The following is a 16,769-nucleotide window of genomic DNA, read 5'->3' as shown; positions in this document are numbered from 1 at the left end:
TTGCCGCGTCGGTGGACGCAGCGGTGCTCGGCAGTTCCTGCCTTTGCCAGCCTAGCCGCACGCGCCGGGGTGCTCGGGGACTACTCGGCCGAGCGAGACATCTTCGACAGGGTGCGCAGGATGCCGCGCACGACCACGCCGGTCGCACCGACGGGCGTGAACCCGAAGGCCTTGCCGGTGTTGGTCGACGGCCCGGCGATGTCGACGTGGGCCCACGGGATGCGCGCACCGTCGCGCTCGCCGATGAACTCGGCCAGGAACGCCGCGGCCAGCAGCATGCCGCCGGCCCGGTTGCCGACCTTGGCGTTCGCGAGATCGGCGACCTCCGAGTCGAGCATCGGCAGCATCTCCTCGGGGATGGGCATGGGCCAGACCTGCTCGCCCACCTCCCGCGAGGCGCGCACCACGGCGTCGACGAAGGCGCCGTCGTTGCCCATCACGCCGCTGACGCGGCTGCCCAGCGCCACCACCTGCGCGCCGGTGAGGGTGGCGACGTCGATGATCGCGTCGGGCTGCGCCTCGCTGGCGAGCACGAGGCCGTCGGCCATGACCAGCCGGCCCTCGGCGTCGGTGTTGGTGACCTCGACGGTCTTGCCGCCGCGGATGGTGATGACGTCGTCCGGGCGTGTCGAGGTCGAGGAGACCATGTTCTCTGCGAGGCACAGGTGGGCGGTGATGCGGATCGGCAGCTGCAGCGCCGCCGCGGCGACGGTGACCGCGTAGACGGTCGCGGCGCCGGTCATGTCGTACTTCATGTGCTGCATCGAGGCGGCGGGCTTCAGCGAGAGGCCGCCCGAGTCGAAGGTGATGCCCTTGCCGACCAGCACCACGTGGCGGGTGGCGTTCTCGGGCGCGTGCTCGACCGTGACGAGGCGCGGCGGCCGGCTCGACCCCTGGCCGACGCCGACGATGCCGCCGAAGCCCTCGCGGCGCAGGCGCTCCTCGTCGCGCACGACCACGCTCAGCCCTGCCTCGGGCGCCTGCGCGGCGACGATGTCGGCGAACGTGACGGGGCTCAGCAGGTTGGGCGGCATGTTCGCCAGGTCGCGCGTGGTCCACACGGCCTGCGTGGCGGCCTGGGCCATCGCGACGACGGTCTCGGAGACCTCTGCCTCGCCGGCGACCACCGCGATCTCGAGCACGCCCGGCTTCGGCGCGGTCTTCAGCCCGTCGTAGCGGTAGGCGCCGAGCGCGGCGCCCTCGAGCACGGCGAGCACGTCGTCGCTCGTGGCGACCGGCAGCGCCAGGGCGATCGTCGGCACCTCCCGCAGCGCGCGCACGGCCGCGCCGGCGACCTCGCGCAGGCGGTCCGAGGTCACCTGGTCGCCCAGCCCCACGAACGCGACGCGACGACCGTCGACGACGCCGCGCACGACCTGCTCGCGCTTGCCGGTGGCGCCGAGACCGACGAGCAGCTCGCTGTCGAAGCCGTCGGCCTCTGGCGTCTCGCCGGGGCGCACGCCGTGCACGATGAGCTCGGCGGTGGCGTCTTCGGGGCGGGCGATGATGGAGAGCGCAGGGATGGGCATGGGTCACGAGGATACCGGCGCCGCTGGGTTCACTAGTCTGGAGCAGTGTTCGAGCCCCGTGACCTGACCCTCGCCCTCGAGGATCTCGAGACGGTGCCGCGCGGCCTCGACCTCGTGATCGCCCTGCACGGCTTCGTCGATGCCGGTGCCGCGGCGGAGGCCGCTGCCGCCGCCGTGCTCGACACGCTGCCGCACCGCCCGGTGGTGGAGTTCGACACCGACATCCTCATCGACCACCGCTCGCGCCGCCCGCGGATGCTGTTCAACGAGGACCACATCGAGGAGTACCTGCCGCACACGCTCACGCTGCTGCAGGTCGAGGACGACGCGGGCGCGCCGTTCCTGCTGCTCACCGGCCCCGAGCCCGATTGGCTGTGGGAGCGCTTCACCGACGCGCTGCTCGAGCTGCACGACGAGCTCGAGGTCGCCTCGACGACGATCATCACCTCGATCGGCATGCCCGTGCCGCACACGCGCCCGCTGGTCTCGACGGTCTCGGGCAACCGGGCAGAGCTGATCGAGCAGTACTCGGCGTGGCGGCCGGTCTCGACGGCTCCCGCCTCGGTCATCCACCGCATCGAGCACCGCTTGCACCCCCGCGCGCCCGTCGCGACGTTCACGGTGCTGGTGCCGCACTACGTGGGCGAGTCCGGCTCCGCAGGCCCCGCGCTGGCGGCGCTCGAGGGGGTCACGAGCGCCACCTCGCTCGCCTTCCGCACCGAGGAGCTGCGGCAGGCCGATCGCGAGTTCCAGCAGCTCGTCTCGCAGCAGATGGAGACGAACGAGGACCTGCAGCGGGTCGTGCGCACGCTGGAGGCGCGCTACGACGCGTTCATGGCGCAGTCGTCGGTGAAGTCGCCGCTGACCGACGAGGACGGCTCGCTGCCGAGCGCCGACGAGATCGCCGACGAGCTCGAGCGCTACCTGCGGGAGCGCCGCCGGCCGGGCTCGGACCCGATCGGATGAACAGCGCCCGCTCATGGTTGGTGTGGGCGGTCGGCACGCTGGCCTACGTCGTCGCGATCCTGCACCGCTCCTCGCTGGGGGTCGCCGGCCCGGCGGCCGCTGAGCGCTTCGACATCGCGGCCACGCTGCTGGCGACGCTGGGAGCCGTGCAGGTCGGCGTCTACGCCGCCATGCAGGTCCCGGTGGGCGTGCTGCTCGACCGCTTCGGCCCGCGCCTGCTGATCGCCTCGGGCGCCGCGGTCATGCTCGTCGGGCAGGTGCTCGTCGCGGTCGCGACCGAGCTGCCGGTGGCGATCGTGGGCCGCGTGCTGCTCGGCATCGGCGATGCCGCCACCTTCATCTCGGTGATCCGGCTCGCGGCGGGCTGGTTCCGGGGACCGATCCTCGCCCAGATGTCGCAGTGGACGGGCATGGCGGGCCAGTTCGGCCAGCTGCTTTCGGCGGTGCCGTTCGTGTGGCTGCTCAACCAGGTCGGCTGGACCCTGTCGTACGCCACGCTCGCGGCCGTGGGCGCCGTGATCCTGGTGCTGGTGCTCATCCTGCTGCGCGACGCCCCGCCCGGGGGCACGCCGCCGACCGGTTCCATCGACGTGCCGCAGGGCTGGTGGCCCAGGCTGCAGAGCGCCTTCCGCCAGCCGGGCACGAGGCTCGGCTTCTGGACGCACTTCACGCTGCTCGCCTCGACGAACACCTTCCTGCTGCTGTGGGGCTTCCCGATGCTGGTCGAGGGGCTCGGCTACTCGCAGGGCGAGGCGGCAGGGCTGATGAGCATCGTGGTCGTGACCGGCATGGTTGCCGGTCCGATCGTCGGCATCGCGACCGCCCGCTTCCCGCTCCGCCGCTCCACCCTCGTGCTCTCGATCACGGCCATCCTCACGACCGCGTGGTCCGTGACCCTCCTGTGGCCGACGCATCCGCCCACCTGGATGATCGTGCTGCTGCTGATCGTCGTCGGCATCGCCGGCCCCGGCTCGACGGTGGGCTTCGACTTCGCCCGCACGTCGAACCCGCTGCGGGTGCTCGGCTCGGCGAACGGCATCGTCAACGTCGGTGGGTTCATCGCGGCGTTCATGATCATGCCGGCGGTGGGCATCGCCCTCGACCTGGTGCACTCGGCCCGGGTCGCCGCGGGGGAGTCGGTGGGCCTCTACGACTGGCAGGGCTTCCGCATCGCGCTCGCCTCGCAGCTGGTGGTGTTCGTGCTCGGCTTCTGCATGATCCTGCGGATGCGTCGGCTCATCCGGGCGCGGATGCGCGAGGAGGAGGGCGTCGAGGTCGCGCCGCTGTGGCGCGCCGTCGCCCAGTGGATGAAGGATCGCGGCCGCTGAGCGAGCGCCCGAGGCGAGCATGAGCGCAGGCTGGGAATGGCTATGCCATACGGAGCGCTATACTGTCAAGACCGACCCAGTCGAGACCGGTGCCAACGCCCGGACTTGACATGGGTCATTCGACTGCCCTTCGTCAGACCGCACTGGTTCTGGGCGCACGAGACGACCGGAGGACGCATGCCAGCCAAGGAGACCACCACGAGTTCGCGCAGCCGCGCGACGAAGGCGGCTGCCGAGCCCGCCGAGGTCGCGACGACAGTGGCGAAGGCGCCGGCCAAGTCCGCCGCCGAGAAGCCGGCCGCGACCAGGACGACCGCCGCCAAGACGACGGCCGCGAAGGCCGCTCCGGCCGCCAAGGCGACGGCTGCGAAGACGACCGCCGCGAAGACGGCGGCCGCGAAGACGACGGCTGCCAAGACGACGGCCACCAAGACGACCGCTGCCAAGACGACCGCTGCCCGCGCCAAGGCGAAGGCCGCGGAGGGCGACGAGGCCGCCGCCAAGCCGGCCGCCGCGAAGCCCGCGCGCGGCGGACGCCGCAAGGCTGCCGACCCCGTCGACGAGGCCAACGCCGAGGAGACCACCGAAGAGGTCGCCGAGGAGGAGGAAGAGGAAGAGGTCCACGTCGAGAAGCTCCCGACGGGCGCCATGCGCCTCTCGGGCGACGACGACGAGCCCGCCGCCACGCAGATCACCGGCGCCACGGCCGACCCGGTCAAGGACTACCTGAAGCAGATCGGCAAGGTCGCGCTCCTCAACGCCGAGCAGGAGGTCGACCTCGCCATGCGCATCGAGGCCGGCCTGTTCGCCGAGGAGAAGCTCTCGATGGAGGGCGACGGCCTCGAGTGGCAGCTCAAGCGCGACCTCACCCGCATCGCCCGCGACGGCCAGCGCGCCAAGAGCCACCTGCTGGGCGCCAACCTGCGCCTCGTGGTGTCGCTCGCGAAGCGCTACACCGGCCGCGGCATGCAGTTCCTGGACCTCATCCAGGAGGGCAACCTGGGCCTGATCCGTGCGGTCGAGAAGTTCGACTACACGAAGGGCTTCAAGTTCTCGACCTACGCGACGTGGTGGATCCGCCAGGCCATCACCCGTGCGATGGCCGACCAGGCCCGCACGATCCGCATCCCGGTGCACATGGTCGAGGTCATCAACAAGCTCGCCCGCGTGCAGCGCCAGATGCTCCAGGACCTCGGCCGCGAGCCGAGCCCCGAGGAGCTGGCGCGCGAGCTCGACATGACGCCCGAGAAGGTCATCGAGGTGCAGAAGTACGGCCGCGAGCCCATCTCGTTGCACACCCCACTGGGCGAGGACGGCGACAGCGAGTTCGGCGACCTGATCGAGGACACCGAGGCGGTCGTGCCGGCCGACGCGGTGGGCTTCACGATGCTGCAGCGCCAGCTCGAGTCGCTGCTCGACTCGCTCTCGGAGCGCGAGGCTGGCGTGATCCGCATGCGCTTCGGCCTGGGCGACGGCATGCCGAAGACGCTCGACCAGATCGGCGACACCTTCGGCGTCACGCGCGAGCGCATCCGTCAGATCGAGTCGAAGACCATGGCGAAGCTGCGCCACCCGTCGCGGTCGCAGCAGCTGCGCGACTACCTGGAGTGATCGGGCGAGCGTCGCGCTGACGCTCCTCACCACGACTCGAGGTCGTCCCCGGAATAGGGGGCGGCCTCGAGTCGTTCTAGGATGGAGTTCTACCCCCAAGAAGGAGCGCTCATGCCTCGTGCCCGCACCACGCTGTCCCGTCTGGCCCCCCTCGCCGCTGTCGCAGCCGCATCCGCACTGCTCGTCGGCTGCTCGACCGGCGGCGCGCCCGCTGCCAGCAGCGAGGAGCCGTCGACCGGCGGTGTGACGCTCGAGCAGGTGCAGGAAGCGGGCGTGATCGTCGTCGCCACCGAGGGCACGTACTCGCCGTTCTCGTTCCACGAGGGCGGCGCAGGTGAGCTGACCGGCTTCGACGTCGACGTCATCACCGCCGTCGCGGACGAGCTCGGTGTCGAGGTGGAGTTCCAGGAGACGCAGTGGGACGGCATCTTCGCCGGCCTCGACGCCGGCCGCTTCGACGTGATCGCCAACCAGGTCTCGATCACCCCCGAGCGCCAGGAGCGCTACGAGTTCTCGACGCCGTACACCTACTCGCCCGGCGTGCTGATCGTGCCCGAGGGCAGCGACATCGCCGGGTTCGACTCGCTGTCGGGCCGCACGAGCGCGCAGTCGCTCACCAGCAACTGGGCAGAGACCGCCACCGAGGCCGGCGCCCAGGTCGAGGAGGTCGAGGGCTTCGCCCAGGCCGCCGAGCTGCTGCGCCAGGGCCGCGTCGACGCGACCATCAACGACCGCCTGACCTTCCTCGACTACGAGCAGTCGCAGGGCGGCGAGACGGGCCTGTCGATCGTCGCCGAGACCGACGAGGTCAGCGAGAGCGCCGTGGCGTTCCGCCCCGGCTCGGAGACTCTGGTCGCCGCGGTCGACGAGGCGCTCGCCGCGCTCGCCGCCGACGGCACGCTCGCCGAGATCTCGGAGCGGTACTTCGGCGAGGACGTCTCGCAGCCGTGACCTCGGGTCACCACGACCACGCGGCCCCCGCCGGAGCATCGTCTCCGGCCGGGGTCGCGCTCGCGTAGGCTCGCGCCGTGGACTGGCAGCTCATCCTCGACTCGATCGGGCCGATCGCGCTCGGCGGGCTGACCGGCACGATCCCGCTGACGCTCGCGTCGTTCTCGCTCGGCCTCGTGATCGCGATCGGGATGGCGCTCATGCGCATCTCGGGCATCGCCTGGCTCTCCGGCATCGCCCGCGCTTACATCTCGATCATCCGCGGCACCCCGATGCTCGTGCAGCTGTTCGTGATCTTCTACGGCATGCCGCAGGTCGGCATCACCCTCGACCCGTGGCCGAGCGCGATCATCGCGCTGTCGCTCAACGTCGGCGGCTACGCGGCCGAGATCATCCGCGCGGCGATCCTGTCGATCCCGCGCGGGCAGTGGGAGGCGGCGTCGATGATCGGCATGTCGCGCGGCCAGTCGCTGTGGCGCATCGTGCTGCCGCAGGCCGCCCGCGTCTCGGTGCCGCCGCTGTCGAACACCTTCATCTCGCTGGTGAAGGACACCTCGCTCACCTCGGTGATCCTCGTCACCGAGCTGTTCCGCGTCGCGGAGCGCATCGCGGCGCCCAGCGGCGAGTTCCTCACCGTCTACCTGGTCGCCGCCGCCGTCTACTGGGTGATCTGCCTGGTGCTGGCCGGCGGCCAGGACCGCCTCGAGCGCCGTCTGGATCGCTATGCCGTCTGAGCCCGTGCCCACCGATCCCGCGCCCCGCGCTCCGCTGCTGTCGGCGCGCGGCCTGCACAAGTCGTTCGGCGACAACCACGTGCTGCGCGGCGTCGACCTCGACATCCAGCCCGGCACCGTGCACGCCCTCGTCGGCCCCTCGGGCTCCGGCAAGACGACCGTGCTGCGCTCGCTGAACGGGCTCGAGACGCCCGACGCCGGCACCTTGGCCATCGGTGATCTGGCGATCGACTTCGCCGAGCCCCGCCGACGCGCCGAGCGCGCGGCGCTGCACCGCGCATCCGCCATGGTCTTCCAGCAGCACCACCTCTTCCCGCACCTGACCGTGCTCGGCAACGTCACGATCGGCCCCATCAGGGTGCAGGGGCGCGACCGCGACGAGGTGCGGGCGGATGCGCTGGCGCTGCTCGAGCGCGTCGGCTTGCGGGAGAAGGCGGATGCGTTCCCGTCGTCGCTCTCGGGCGGCCAGCAGCAGCGGGTCGGGATCGTGCGCGCGCTGGCGCTCGCGCCCAGCATGCTGCTGTTCGACGAGCCGACGTCGTCGCTCGACCCGGAGCTGGTCGGCGAGGTGCTGAGCGTCATGACCGAGCTCGCCGCCGAGGGCTGGACGATGGCGGTCGTCACGCACGAGCTGCGCTTCGCGCGCGAGGTGGCCGATCAGGTGTCGTTCTTCGACGAGGGCGTGGTCGTCGAGCGCGGCGGCCCCGAGCAGGTGTTCGGCGACCCGCAGCACGAGCGCACGAAGCGCTTCCTGCAGCGGCTGCAGGGGCCGTTCGGCTGAGTCGCCGATCGACCCGGCACATGCGAAGCGGCCCGCCCCGGATGGGGGCGGGCCGCTTCGACGTCGGGCGAGGCTGCGGGGGTCAGCGCTCCTCGAGCTTGGCGGTCTCGTCGTGCCACACGACGGCGAGCGGCTGCATCGCTTCGCGGTGCTTCGCCGCGTGGTGCGCGCAGAAGAGCAGCACGCCGCTCTCCATCGTCGCGCGGACATATGCCTGGGCGCCGCAGCTGTCGCAGCGGTCAAGCCCGCTGAGCGGCGCGTTCGCCGGGTCGGCCTCGAGCGTCGTGGTCTGGATGTCGTTCACGGTGCCCTCCTTCTTCCGTCTGGAGTCCATCGTCGCACGCCCGACCCAGGATTCCCCGTCGATCAGCGCGCGGTTCGCCAGCGGCGCAACCGAAGGGCGGGCCGCGTGGCCTGCGGAGCGCACCGCCCGCGCGGCTCTAGGCTTGCTGGGTTCCCGTCTGCCCTGCGCGCAGCTCGGGCGCGTCGTCTCATGAAGGGGGATCGGTTGGCAAACGCGGCTTCCGACTACTCGGCCCGGCACCTGACCGTCCTCGAGGGTCTCGAGGCGGTGCGCAAGCGCCCCGGCATGTACATCGGCTCGACCGACTCGCGCGGGCTCATGCACTGCCTCTGGGAGATCATCGACAACTCCGTCGACGAGGCGCTCGGCGGGCACGGAGACGACATCACGGTCGTGCTGCACCGCGACGGCTCCGTCGAGGTGCGCGACCGCGCCCGTGGCCTGCCGATCGACGTCGAGCCGCGCACGGGCCTCACCGGCGTCGAGGTGATCTTCACGAAGCTGCACGCGGGCGGCAAGTTCGGCGGCGGCGCCTACAAGTCCTCCGGCGGCCTCCACGGCGTCGGCGCCTCGGTCGTGAACGCCCTCTCGGCGCGCCTCGATGTCGAGGTCGACCGCGACGGCGCCACCTGGGCGATGTCGTTCCACCGCGGCGAGCCGGGCGAGTTCCTCGACGGCGACGGCGGTGCCTCGCCCGACTCGACCTTCCTGCCGTTCGTGGATGCGTCGCGGCTGCGCAAGGTGGGCAAGGTCGCCAAGGGCGTCACCGGCACCCGCGTGCGCTACTGGGCCGACCCGCAGGTGTTCACGAAGGGCGCCGAGTTCCTCGCCGACGAGCTCGCCCGCCGCGCCCGCCAGACCGCGTTCCTGGTGCCGGGGCTGGCGCTGAAGATCATCGACGAGCGCGCCGACGAGCCGGTCGTGCACGACTACAAGTACGACGGCGGCATCAGCGAGTTCGCCGAGTACCTGGCGCCCGACCCCGCGCTCACCGGCACCTGGCGGCTGACCGGCGAGGGCGGCTTCCAGGAGACCATCCCGGTGCTCGACGAGGAGACCGGCCACATGGTCACCCGTGAGGTGGATCGCACCTGCGAGGTCGACATCGCGCTGCGCTGGGGCACCGGCTACGACACCGTCGTGCAGACCTTCGTCAACATCATCGCGACGCCCAAGGGCGGCTCGCACCTGGCAGGCTTCGAGCAGTCGCTGCTGAAGCTGATCCGCGACCAGGTCGCCGCCAACGCCCGCAAGCTCAAGGCGGGCAACGACAAGGTCGAGAAGGACGACGCGCTCGCAGGCCTCACCGCCGTCGTCACCGTGCGCCTGCCCGAGCCCCAGTTCGAGGGCCAGACGAAGGAGGTGCTCGGCACGCCCGCGGTGCGCCAGATCGTCTCGCAGGTCGTCGCCCGCGAGCTCGGCGCCATCCTCACCTCGTCGAAGCGCGACGAGAAGGCGCAGGCCGGGCAGCTGCTCGAGAAGGTCGTCAGCGAGATGAAGTCGCGCATCTCGGCGCGCTCGCTGAAGGAGACCGCGCGCCGCAAGACCGCGCTCGAGTCGTCGTCGCTGCCGGTGAAGCTCGTCGACTGCCGGTCGAACGACGTCGCCCAGACCGAGCTGTTCATCGTCGAGGGCGACAGCGCGCTCGGCACCGCGAAGCCCGCACGCGACAGCGAGTTCCAGGCGATCCTGCCGATCCGCGGCAAGATCCTCAACGTGCAGAAGGCGTCGGTCGCCGACATGCTCGGCAACGCCGAGTGCGCGGCGATCATCCAGTCGATCGGCGCCGGCTCCGGCCGCTCGTTCGACCTCTCGGCGGCCCGCTACGGCAAGATCATCATGCTCTCGGATGCCGATGTCGACGGCGCCCACATCCGCACCCTGCTGCTGACGCTCATCCACCGCTACATGCGGCCGCTCATCGACGCGGGGCGCGTCTACGCGGCCGTGCCGCCGCTCCACCGCGTGATGGTGAAGCACCGCGGCAAGCCCGACGAGGCCGTCTACACGTACTCCGACGCCGAGCTGCACCGGCTGCTGACGAAGCTGAAGAAGAGCGGCAAGACCTGGGTCGAGCCGCCGCAGCGCTACAAGGGCCTCGGCGAGATGGACGCCGACCAGCTGGCCGAGACGACGATGGACCGCTCACGACGCACGCTGCGCCGCGTGACGATCACCGACGCCGAGCGGGCGAGCGAGATCTTCGAGCTGCTGATGGGCAACGAGGTGGCGCCCCGCCGCGAGCTGATCCAGTCGTCGCAGGTCGACCGCGACCGCATCGACGCGTAGCCGCCCGGGGCCGCATCGGCCGCGGCGGGGCGCGTCACTGCGCGGTCAGTCGCCCAGCCGCGCGCCGATCGCGCCGATCGTGCCGTCGATCGCGACGCCCGAGCCTGCACGGGCCGCGCCGCCCGGCGGCAGCTGCCGCTGCGAGCCGTCGGCGCCCACCGCGAGCGGCGACGGGCCGGCCCACGCGAGCGACAGCCCCACCTCGCCCTTCAGCAGGCGGTGCGCCTGCACGCCCCCGGTGCCGCGGCCCTTGGGCGGGAACTCGGCGAGGTCGGAGACCTTCACGCGCGGCTCGTCGAGCCCCGCGAGGGTCTCCGCGGCCTCGGTGACCGTGACCACCTCGGCGCCTTCGGCGACGACACCCGCGAACCGCACCGACGCATCCGCCTTGAGGCCGATGCCCTTCATGCCGCCGGCGCCCGGCCCCTGCGGGTTGACCGCCGAGGCGGCGAAGCGCAGCAGCTGCGCGTCGCTCGTGATGAGCACCACCCAGTCGTCGTCGGCCGCCGGTGCGACGCCGACGACCCGGTCGGCGCCCTTCAGCGCGATCACGGTCTCGCGGTCGCGGTCGCGCAGCTCCGCAGGCTTGACGCGCTTGACGATGCCCTGCGCGGTGGCGACGAGCCACGGCTGCTCGGAGGCCAGGTCGATGAGGGCCACGGCCTCCTCGCCGCGCTCGAAGGCGCCCAGCTCGCGCACCTTCACGCCTGCGTTGAGGCCGACGGATGCGGCTGGCACCGAGGGCAGATCGGCGGGGGTGAGGCGCAGCACGGCCCCCGAAGACAGCACCAGGCCGAAGGCGCCGCGGGTGGTGGTGGTCACCTGCGAGCGGATCGCGTCGTGGCGGCTGCGGCGGGCGGGCGCGGGGATCGGCTCGTCGCCGTCGACGCGCACCAGCCGGCCGGTCGCCGACATGACGACGCGAGTCGCGGCGTCGGCGATCTCGAGGCTCGCGGCGGCCTTCGCGGCCGAGGCGCGGCCCGTGGTCGGCTGGCCGTTGCCCTCGGTGAGCGAGGTGCGGCGCGGCGTGCCGAAGCGCTCGGCGACCTCGTCGAGCTCGTCGGCGACCACCGCGTGCAGCGCCGCCTCGGTGCCGAGGATGCGCTCGAGCTCGGCGATCTGCGCGCGCAGCTCGTCGGCCTCGCCCTCGAGCTCGATGCGGCTGAACTTCGTCAGCCGTCGCAGCCGCAGGTCGAGGATGTACTCCGCCTGAGCCTCGGAGAGGTCGAAGATCGTCTGCAGCCGCGAGCGCGACTGCTCCGAGTCGTCGGAGGTGCGGATGATCTGGATGACCTCGTCGATGTCGAGGATCGCGATCAGCAGGCCCTCGACGAGGTGCAGCCGGTCGCGGCGCTTCTGCAGCCGGAACTCGCTGCGTCGCCGCACCACGCTCACGCGGTGGTCGAGGTAGACGCGCAGCAGCTGCTTGAGGCCCATCGTCTCGGGCCGGCCGTGCACGAGCGCGACGTTGTTGATCGAGAAGCCGTCCTCGAGCGGCGTCACGCGGTAGAGCTGGCCGAGCACCGCCTCGGGGTCGAACCCCGTCTTGATGCCGATGACGAGCCGCAGGCCGTGCTTGCGGTCGGTGAGGTCCTGCACGTCGGTGAGGCCCTGCAGCTTCTTCGACTGCACGGCGTCCTTGATCTTCTCGATCAGGCGCTCCGGGCCCACCAGGTACGGCAGCTCGGTGATGACGATCTGGGTCTTGCGGCCCTCGCGGGTGATCGAGGTGCGCGCCCGGGTGCGGAACGAGCCCTTGCCGGTCTCGTACGCATCCCGGATGCCGTCGAGGCCGACGATCACGCCGCCGCCGGGCAGGTCGGGGCCGGGCAGGTGGCGCATGAGGTCGGTGACGGATGCGTCGGGGTGCGCGAGCAGGTGCTTGGCCGCCTGCACCACCTCGATGAGGTTGTGCGGCGCCATGTTCGTCGCCATGCCGACCGCGATGCCGCTGGCGCCGTTGACGAGCAGGTTCGGGTAGGAGGCGGGCAGCACGTCGGGCTGCTGGTAGGAGTTGTCGTAGTTGGGGACGAAGTCGACGACGTCCTCGTCGAGGCCCTCGGTGAGCGAGAGCCCGGCAGCGTCGAGGCGGGCCTCGGTGTAGCGGGGCGCGGCGGGGCCGTCGTCGAGCGAGCCGAAGTTGCCGTGGCCGTCGATGAGCGGCAGGCGCAGGCTGAACGGCTGCGCGAGGCGCACGAGCGCGTCGTAGATCGCCGAGTCGCCGTGGGGGTGCAGCTTGCCCATCACGTCGCCGACGACGCGGGCGCTCTTCACGTGGCCCTTCTCGGGGCGCAGCCCCATCTCCGACATCTGGAAGAGGATGCGGCGCTGCACCGGCTTCAGGCCGTCGCGGGCGTCGGGCAGCGCGCGGGCGTAGATGACGGAGTAGGCGTACTCGAGGAACGAGTCCTGCATCTCGCTGGTGACGTCGACGTCGTCGATGCGCTCAGCGGAGGTGCTGTCGGAGGAGGGGGGAGCGGGCGTGGCAGTCATAGGCTGAGAAGATGCTACCGACCAGGGCGCCAGGCTCCCGGAGCCTTGCCGACGTTCTCGTGAGCTCGTCGCAGGCTCTGCGCGGTGCGCAGAACGCGCTCAAGCTGCCCGCCGTCGTCGGCGCGGTCGTGCTGCTCGTCGACGGGCTGGGCGCGGCGCAGCTCGGACAGCGCGCGGGCCACGCGCGCACGCTCGCGGGCGCGCCCGGCGGGTCGCTCGACGCGGGCTTCCCGTCGACGACCGCGGTGTCGCTCGCCACCCTCGCGACGGGCGTGCTGGCCGGCGAGCACGGCCTCGTCGGCTACGACGCGTTCGTGCCCGGCCACGGCGTGCGCAACCAGCTGCGCGACTGGGGCGGGCCGATGGATCCGACCCTCTGGCAGCGCCGGCCGACGATCTTCGAGTCGACGCGCTCGGTGGTCATCGCCGAGGCGAAGCACGCCGCGAGCGGCTTCACGCACGCGGTGCTGCGCGGCGCAGAGTTCCGCGGCGCCCGCACGATGGCCGAGCGGTTCGCGCTCGCCGAGCGGGCCGCGCGCGAGCGCAGCCTCGTCTACCTCTACGTGCCGGAGCTCGACCGCGCCGGCCACGAGTCGGGCTGGCAGTCCGACGCCTGGATCGACGCGCTCGAGGAGCTCGACGGCCTCGTCGCGCGCCTGGCCGCCGCGCTGCCGCGTGACGTGGGCCTCATCGCCACCGCGGATCACGGCATGGTCGACGTCGACGCATCCGCCCACCACATCGTGCCGCGCGAGCTGCTCGAGCGCGTCACCGACGTCGCGGGTGAGCCGCGCTGCCTGCAGCTGCAGGTCGACGGCGAGGCGGATGCGGTGGCCGACGCCTGGCGCGCATGGATCGGTGACGGCGCATGGGTCGCCACCCGCCAGCAGGTGATCGACGCCGGCTGGCTGGGCGAGGTGCACCCGGAGGTCGCGCCGCGCCTCGGCCAGGTGTTCGTGGCTGCGCGAGGCCGCGGCGCGATCTACCTCGACGAGCTCGACCCGGCCCGCGGCATGATCGGCCAGCACGGCTCGCTCACGCAGGACGAGCTGCGGGTGCCGCTGCGCCGCTTCGGCGCCTTCGCGGCTTAGAGTGCGGGGAGCGGGCGACGGCGCCCCGAGAGGAGCGGCCATGCGAGGCACCACCGGGATCATCGTGCTGGTGGCCGCGCTGGCGGTCAGCGGCTGTGCGTCGGCACCGACGCCCCCCGAAGGCTTCGTCGCCGGCGCGGGCATCGAGACGCTGCCCGACAGCGCCGAGCAGGTCGCCGACGGCTACGCGTTCGCGCACGCCGCCGAGATGCTCGACGGCGGCGGCTGGCAGCTCCAGCCGACGGCACCGGATGACGAGGCGCGCGCGAGCTGGGTCATCCGATCGGTGTGCGTGGGCGATGACACGGTCGACTACGTCTTCATCCCGCCGGAGCAGGTCGAGCAGTTCGCGGCGCTCCAAGGCGATCTCTGCCCGACGTCCTGAGGCGTCGCACGCCTCGGCCTCGATGCGCGCGCCCGCGGCATGCACCGGGCGCTCAGCGTGCGCGGGCAGGATGGCCCTCCGCCCGACACTCGGCGCGGGGGAGAGGAGCGCATCATGCGCAGGTGGCTCATCACGACCGTCGCTACCGCCGTCATCGGCTTCATCGTCAAGCGCGTCACCGAGCGCAACGAGCAGCGCAAGGGCACCGGGAGGGCGCGCCGACGCTGATCGGCGCCGTGGTCAGCTGAACCGCACGACCTGCCGGATCGCCTTCCCGTCGGCGAGCGTGTCGAGCGCCTCGTTGAGGTCGTCGAGGCCGATCTCGCTCGTGACGAGCTCCTCGACCGGCAGCCTGCCCTCGCGCCACAGCTGCTCGTAGCGCGGGATGTCGCGCGCGGGCACCGCAGAGCCCAGGTACGAGCCGACGACCGACCGCGCCTCGGCGGTGAACGTCAGCGGCGACAGCGACGACCGGGCATCCGGATGCGGCAGGCCGACGGTCACGGTCGTCCCACCCGGCGCGGTGAGGGCGAACGCGGTCTCGAACGCCTTCGGGTGGCCGGCGGCCTCCACGACGACCGGCGCGCGCAGACCCTGCGCGACGGCCTCGTCGGGGGAGAGCGCGCCGTGCGCGCGAAGCTCGAGCGCACGCTCGAGCTTCGCGGGCACCGCATCCACCCCGATCACCCGCCCGAGCCCGAGCGACACCGCCGCGAGCAGCGCAGCCATGCCGACGCCGCCGAGGCCGACGATGACGATGTCGTCGCCCTCGCGCGGCCTGCCGGCGTTGATGACGGCGCCGCCGCCGGTGAGCATCGCGCATCCGAGCACCGCCGCGACGGCGGGCGGCACGTCGGCGCCGACCGGCACCACCGAGCGGCGGTCGAGCACCGCGTGCGTCGCGAAGGCCGAGACGCCCAGGTGATGGTGCACCTCGACGTCTCCCTCGTGCAGGCGACGGCCGCCGCCGAGCAGCTCGCCGGCGCCGTTCGATGCGGATCCGCGCTCGCAGGGCAGCCGGCCGTCGGTGGCGCACGCGGCGCACTCGCCGCAGCGCGGCAGGAACGTCGTGACGACCCGGTCGCCGATGGCGACGTCGGTCACGCCCTCGCCGAGCGCCTCCACGATGCCGGCGGCCTCGTGGCCCAGCAGCATCGGCACCGGTCGCGGCCGGGCGCCGTCGACGACCGAGAGGTCGCTGTGGCACAGGCCAGCCGCCTCGATGCGCACGAGCAGCTCGCCCGGCTCCGGCGCGTCGAGCTCCAGCTCGACCAGGTCGAGCGGTCGGGAGTCGGCGAACGGGCGCTCGGCGCCGATCGCCCGCAGCACCGCTCCGCGGATGCGCATCAGTTGCCGTCCCAGCCCTCGACGGCGCCGTCGGGGCTCGCCTCGCGCACCACCAGCGTGCAGTCCTTGCCGCCCAGGCCGTCGTCGAGCAGCCGCTGCAGCTGGTCGCGGATCAGGGTGGCGGCCGGCACGTGGACGCCCGCCGCCTCGGCGCCGGCCACGGCGAGCGTGACGTCCTTGTGGCAGAGCATCGCCGAGAAGGATGCGTCGAAGTTGAAGTTGGCGGCGGCGCCCGGCACGATGCCCGGCACCGGGTACCAGGTGCGCACCGCCCAGGAGTCGCCGGAGGAGACGCGCGCCACGTCGTAGAAGGCCTTCGGGTCGAGGCCGAGCTGCTGCGCGAGCTGCGAGCCCTCCGACATCGCCAGGACCGAGATGCCCAGCATCATGTTGTTGACGAGCTTGGCGGCGATGCCGTGCGTGGCCTCGCCGACCGAGAAGACGTTGCCCGCCATCGGCGTGACGATCGCCTTCGCGTCGGCGACGTCCTCCTCGGAGCCGCCCAGCATGAACGTCAGCGTCGCGGCCTCGGCCCCCTGGATGCCGCCGGAGACGGGGGAGTCGACGAAGCGGAAGCCGCGCGAGCTCGACTCGAGGTGCGACCAGCGCGAGGTCTCGATGTCGACGGTGGAGGTGTCGAGGATCAGGGCGTTCGGCGCGGCGTGGGCGTAGACGCCGTCGTCGCCCGCGAGCACCTGACGCACGTGCTCGCCCTTCGGCAGGCTGAGGATGATCACCTCGGCGCCCTCCACGGCGGCGGCGACCGACTCGACCGGCACGATGCCGTGCTCCGTCGCGCTCTGCCGCAGCGCATCCACCACGTCGTACCCCTTGACCTCGTGGCCTGCGGTGACGAGGTGGGAGGACATGCGGCTGCCCATGTTGCCGAGTCCGATCCAGGCGATTGACGTCATCGTCGATTCCCTCCGTTGGGTGCTTGCTGCAACGCTATCTGACCGG

General features: G+C 72.2%; 14 protein-coding genes. 9 read left to right on the top strand and 5 right to left on the bottom strand.

The window, feature by feature from the left end:
• Positions 1 to 80 precede the first annotated feature (80 nt).
• Complete coding sequence (locus Q9250_RS07180) at positions 81 to 1,529, bottom strand: leucyl aminopeptidase (RefSeq protein WP_306231177.1); 1,449 nt, start codon at positions 1,527 to 1,529, stop codon at positions 81 to 83.
• Between the two features lie 45 nt (positions 1,530 to 1,574).
• Here Q9250_RS07180 and Q9250_RS07175 point away from each other — a divergent pair, with 45 nt between their 5' ends.
• From Q9250_RS07175 to Q9250_RS07150, 6 genes are all read left to right on the top strand, one after another.
• Complete coding sequence (locus Q9250_RS07175) at positions 1,575 to 2,495, top strand: PAC2 family protein (protein ID WP_306231176.1); 921 nt, start codon at positions 1,575 to 1,577, stop codon at positions 2,493 to 2,495.
• A complete protein-coding gene (locus Q9250_RS07170) occupies positions 2,492 to 3,823 on the top strand; it encodes an MFS transporter (protein WP_306231175.1) in 1,332 nt (443 codons plus the stop codon). Before Q9250_RS07175 ends, Q9250_RS07170 begins: the two co-directional genes overlap by 4 nt.
• A 177-nt stretch (positions 3,824 to 4,000) precedes the next feature.
• Positions 4,001 to 5,434, top strand: coding sequence for an RNA polymerase sigma factor (locus tag Q9250_RS07165; protein ID WP_306231174.1), 1,434 nt, complete (start codon positions 4,001 to 4,003; stop codon positions 5,432 to 5,434).
• A 111-nt stretch (positions 5,435 to 5,545) separates the two neighbouring features.
• Complete coding sequence (locus Q9250_RS07160) at positions 5,546 to 6,385, top strand: amino acid ABC transporter substrate-binding protein (RefSeq protein ID WP_306231173.1); 840 nt, start codon at positions 5,546 to 5,548, stop codon at positions 6,383 to 6,385.
• A gap of 77 nt (positions 6,386 to 6,462) precedes the next feature.
• On the top strand, positions 6,463 to 7,119 hold the full coding sequence (locus Q9250_RS07155) for an amino acid ABC transporter permease (RefSeq protein WP_306231172.1): 657 nt from the start codon (positions 6,463 to 6,465) through the stop codon (positions 7,117 to 7,119).
• Complete coding sequence (locus Q9250_RS07150; RefSeq protein ID WP_306231171.1) at positions 7,109 to 7,900, top strand: amino acid ABC transporter ATP-binding protein; 792 nt, start codon at positions 7,109 to 7,111, stop codon at positions 7,898 to 7,900. The genes Q9250_RS07155 and Q9250_RS07150 overlap by 11 nt, the downstream gene beginning before the upstream one ends.
• An 82-nt stretch (positions 7,901 to 7,982) precedes the next feature.
• Here the strand turns inward: Q9250_RS07150 and Q9250_RS07145 are convergent, their stop codons facing one another.
• A complete protein-coding gene (locus Q9250_RS07145; RefSeq protein ID WP_306231170.1) occupies positions 7,983 to 8,204 on the bottom strand; it encodes a DUF7455 domain-containing protein in 222 nt (73 codons plus the stop codon).
• 189 nt (positions 8,205 to 8,393) lie between these two features.
• On the opposite strand from Q9250_RS07145, the gene Q9250_RS07140 reads away from it, so the two are divergent.
• Positions 8,394 to 10,493, top strand: coding sequence for a DNA gyrase/topoisomerase IV subunit B (locus Q9250_RS07140; RefSeq protein ID WP_422665027.1), 2,100 nt, complete (start codon positions 8,394 to 8,396; stop codon positions 10,491 to 10,493).
• Positions 10,494 to 10,538: 45 nt separating this feature from the next.
• Here Q9250_RS07140 and Q9250_RS07135 read toward each other — a convergent pair whose 3' ends face one another.
• On the bottom strand, positions 10,539 to 12,986 hold the full coding sequence (locus Q9250_RS07135) for a DNA gyrase/topoisomerase IV subunit A (protein ID WP_306231167.1): 2,448 nt from the start codon (positions 12,984 to 12,986) through the stop codon (positions 10,539 to 10,541).
• 59 nt (positions 12,987 to 13,045) lie between these two features.
• Here Q9250_RS07135 and Q9250_RS07130 point away from each other — a divergent pair, with 59 nt between their 5' ends.
• Together Q9250_RS07130 and Q9250_RS07125 are read left to right on the top strand one after the other, a co-directional pair.
• On the top strand, positions 13,046 to 14,077 hold the full coding sequence (locus Q9250_RS07130; RefSeq protein WP_306231166.1) for an alkaline phosphatase family protein: 1,032 nt from the start codon (positions 13,046 to 13,048) through the stop codon (positions 14,075 to 14,077).
• A 40-nt stretch (positions 14,078 to 14,117) separates the two neighbouring features.
• Positions 14,118 to 14,462, top strand: coding sequence for a hypothetical protein (locus tag Q9250_RS07125; protein WP_306231165.1), 345 nt, complete (start codon positions 14,118 to 14,120; stop codon positions 14,460 to 14,462).
• Between the two features lie 240 nt (positions 14,463 to 14,702).
• Here the strand turns inward: Q9250_RS07125 and Q9250_RS07120 are convergent, their stop codons facing one another.
• Together Q9250_RS07120 and Q9250_RS07115 are read right to left on the bottom strand one after the other, a co-directional pair.
• Positions 14,703 to 15,809 carry an alcohol dehydrogenase catalytic domain-containing protein gene (locus Q9250_RS07120; RefSeq protein WP_306231164.1) on the bottom strand — a complete coding sequence of 369 codons (1,107 nt, stop codon included), beginning with the start codon at positions 15,807 to 15,809 and terminating at the stop codon, positions 14,703 to 14,705.
• Complete coding sequence (locus tag Q9250_RS07115) at positions 15,809 to 16,723, bottom strand: NAD(P)-dependent oxidoreductase (protein WP_306231163.1); 915 nt, start codon at positions 16,721 to 16,723, stop codon at positions 15,809 to 15,811. Before Q9250_RS07115 ends, Q9250_RS07120 begins: the two co-directional genes overlap by 1 nt.
• Positions 16,724 to 16,769: the final 46 nt, after the last annotated feature.

This window comes from Agrococcus beijingensis (genome assembly GCF_030758955.1).
Lineage (GTDB): Bacteria > Actinomycetota > Actinomycetes > Actinomycetales > Microbacteriaceae > Agrococcus > Agrococcus beijingensis.
This window is presented reverse-complemented; position numbering and strand designations above follow the sequence as displayed.